3 protein-coding genes and 1 pseudogene are annotated in these 2,881 nt (G+C 66.9%); 2 read left to right on the top strand and 2 right to left on the bottom strand.

What is annotated here, in order from left to right; all coding sequences use genetic code 11:
* The coding region (locus tag JCM19049_RS10920) for a beta-ketoacyl synthase N-terminal-like domain-containing protein (RefSeq protein ID WP_279402999.1) at window positions 1-195 on the bottom strand (195 nt) is incomplete at its 3' end.
* 184 nt (window positions 196-379) lie between these two features.
* On the opposite strand from JCM19049_RS10920, the gene JCM19049_RS20320 reads away from it, so the two are divergent.
* The gene (locus JCM19049_RS20320) at window positions 380-991 is read left to right on the top strand and encodes a TetR/AcrR family transcriptional regulator C-terminal domain-containing protein (RefSeq protein WP_279402998.1); all 612 of its coding nucleotides are present in this window, start codon (window positions 380-382) and stop codon (window positions 989-991) included.
* Between the two features lie 43 nt (window positions 992-1,034).
* On the opposite strand, the gene JCM19049_RS10910 is transcribed toward JCM19049_RS20320, so the two are convergent.
* Entirely contained in the window at window positions 1,035-1,802 is a 768-nt protein-coding gene (locus JCM19049_RS10910; RefSeq protein ID WP_054821603.1) for an HAD-IIB family hydrolase, read from the bottom strand.
* 178 nt (window positions 1,803-1,980) lie between these two features.
* Between JCM19049_RS10910 and JCM19049_RS10905 the strand changes: the two are divergent.
* Window positions 1,981-2,881 (top strand): annotated as a pseudogene (locus JCM19049_RS10905) (1-deoxy-D-xylulose-5-phosphate synthase N-terminal domain-containing protein); the annotation flags it as partial.

Genomic DNA, 2,881 nt, shown 5'->3' with positions numbered 1-2,881 from the left:
GGCCAGCAGCGTGGTCAGCCCGCCGATGCCGGTGCCGATGACCACCGCCAGGCGTTCGGGGTCGACCTCATCCAGGCCGGCGTCTTCCCACGCCTCCTGCGCGGCGAGCAGGGCGAACTGCTGGGACCGGTCCAGCCGGCGTGACTTCGGCCGGCCCAGCAGCTGTTCCATGTCCACGGTGACCGCCGCGGCCACCGCAGTGCCCAGTCCGGCGGCGCTGAAGCTTCATCCTCCAGGGTGCCGATCCCCGATTCCTGGGCGTTCAGCCCCTCCCACAACTGCTGGGCTCCACGGCCCAGTGGGGTGATCGCGCCATATCCGGAAACCACAACATTGGCCATGAATCATCCTTCTTGTATGGGAAACAAGTCTTATTGGTTTGTCTAGACTATACCATGAGTCAGCCGCAGCGAGTCAGCAGTCATACGGGCAGGCAGGTGCGCGGTTCGGTGACTCGCTCCCGGATCCGGCCAGCGCCGTAGAGCTCTTCGCCCGCTTCGCCCCCGAGGACGTCACCGTCTCGCGCATCGCCACCCACGCCGGGGTCTACCCGAACCAGATCACCCACCATTCGGGTCCAAGGACGGGCTCTACGTGGACGCCGCGTTCTCGCTGCTGCTGCGGGATTCGGCGCGCCTGCGGTCCTCTCCCGGCGGGCCTCCAGTCCGCAGTCATTTGTGACCGCCCTGGCCCGCACCGCACTGGCCGTGCCCTCCACCCCGATGGTGTCACCGCGCTGGGCATGGGGCGGGCGAACACGTCCGTGCAGCCGAGCCTGGTGGCCGGCATGAAGGTCCTCTTCCGCCAGTCCACCCGCTATGTGGAGACGGTGCTGGAGGACAAGGCCTGGCATATGCCCAAGTCCGTGGAAAAGGAAGTGCGCACCTTCTGGAGCACCGTGTTCGGCGCCGTGCTGCTCAGCCAGGCCGGCTTCCAGGGGGTGCCCTCGGACCTGGACGTGGCGGCCATGGTGAGCATCAACCGCAACTAGCGCCGCGGCCACGGCCCCTGCCGCGGGGGAACCGGTGCTGGTCCTAGCGCAAGGGGGTGCTGGCCTCGGCGAGCAGGCGTTCATGCATGGCCATGATGGTGGAGGAGACCTGCTGCGCGGCGATCACCAGGTCTGCAAGCCCCGCTACCGGGTGCGAGCCGACGCACACGGAGAACCGGGCGGCCGTGAACAGCTGGGCATCGTTCGCGTCATTTCCGAAGGCCACGAACGGCCCGGCAAGCCACTGCGCGGCGGCCTCGGCCTTCGTCGTGCGCCCGGGGGAGAGGTCGATCAGCCCCTGCCCGGTGTGCCGGTGCGCCACCAGCTGCAGGGACGAGAGACAGTCAAGCACTTGCGGTGCGTCGCTGAACAGCAGGACCTTGCAGTACCGCTTCAGGTGCCGTCGCGGCAGGTTGCGCGCCAGCCCGCCCGGATCCACCTGTCGGCGCAACCGGTGTCCGGCCGGGCCGGTATAGCTGTAGTCCCATGGGGAGTCGATCAAGTAGGCCAGCTGGTGCCGCTCAATGATCGCATCCAGTTCGCGGCGGTCCACTTCGCCAAAGCTCCGGGCCGCACCCTGCCGTCCGTGTCGCACCAGAGCCCCGTTGGCCCCGATCAACAGGTGCCCATGCCAGGCCGCCGGCAACAGGGGCAGCATGTCCCGGATGGGACGGGCCGAGGCAAATGCCACCGGCCGTCCCGCGGCGATGACCCTGTCAATGGCGCGGATGATCGGCGCGGCAACACTGACGCCGTCAAAGCACAGGGTGCCGTCCAAATCGAAAACCATGCTGGGGGCAGCGCTGCTCATCCACCCATTCTAAAAGAGCCGAGGGTAGCCAACTTCATGGCCCGCTGATTCGCGTGCGGCCGCGCCGTGACGGATAATGGAACAGGTCGGTGCGCGGCTATACTTTTGCTTTCGCGCGGAATTGCTGCCGCACGGACTGGTAGTGTCCGTTATGGGCGAGAATGTAAAGGGGATGACCGTGTCTTTATTGAAGACCATTAAGAAGCCTGGCGATCTGCGGGCCCTGTCCCTGGCGCAAATGGAGGAACTGGCCGCGGAAATCCGGGCCTTTTTGATCGACAACGTCGCGCGCACCGGCGGACACCTGGGACCGAACCTGGGCGTGGTGGAACTGACCCTGGGCATCCACCGGATCTTCGACTCGCCGACCGACTCCATCTCTTCGACACCGGCCACCAGTCCTATGTGCACAAGCTGCTCACCGGGCGCCAGAACTTCGCCACCCTGCGCCAGCAGGGCGGGTTGTCCGGATACCCGGACCGCGGGGAATCCGAACACGACATCGTCGAATCCTCGCACGCCTCCTCGTCCCTGTCCTGGTCGATGGCATCTCCCGGGCCTACAAGCTAGGCGGGGAAACCGAACGCTACGCCGTGGCGCTGGTCGGGGACGGCGCGCTGACCGGCGGGATGGCCTGGGAAGCGGTGAACAACATCGCCGCGGACAAGGACCGCAAGGCGGTCATCGTGGTCAACGACAACGGCCGCTCCTACGCCCCGACCATCGGGGCCTGGCCAACCAGCTCTCCGGGCTGCGCCAGCAGCTGGACAAGGTGCGCACCCACCCGGCCTATGAGACCGCGATGGACAAGCTCAAGGACAAGCTCAAGGACTCCGGCGCGGTGGGCAAGTTCACCTACAAGTCGCTGCACGCCACCAAGAAGGGCATCAAGGACTGGTGGGCACCCCAGGGCCTGTTCGAGGACCTGGGCATCAAGTACATTGGCCCGATCGACGGGCACAACCAGGCCGCGGTCGAAGAGGCGCTGTTGCAGGCCCGCCAGTATGCCGGGCCGGTGCTGGTGCACGCGATGACCGAGAAGGGGCACGGCTACGCCCCGGCCGTGCGCGACGAGGCCG

The organism is Arthrobacter sp. JCM 19049 (genome assembly GCF_001310435.1).
This window is presented reverse-complemented; position numbering and strand designations above follow the sequence as displayed.

Excerpts from the sequence above, each read along its gene's own strand:
- JCM19049_RS10910 (WP_054821603.1), bottom strand. The coding sequence starts at position 1,802 with ATGAGCAGCGCTGCCCCCAGCATGGTTTTCGATTTGGACGGCACCCTG.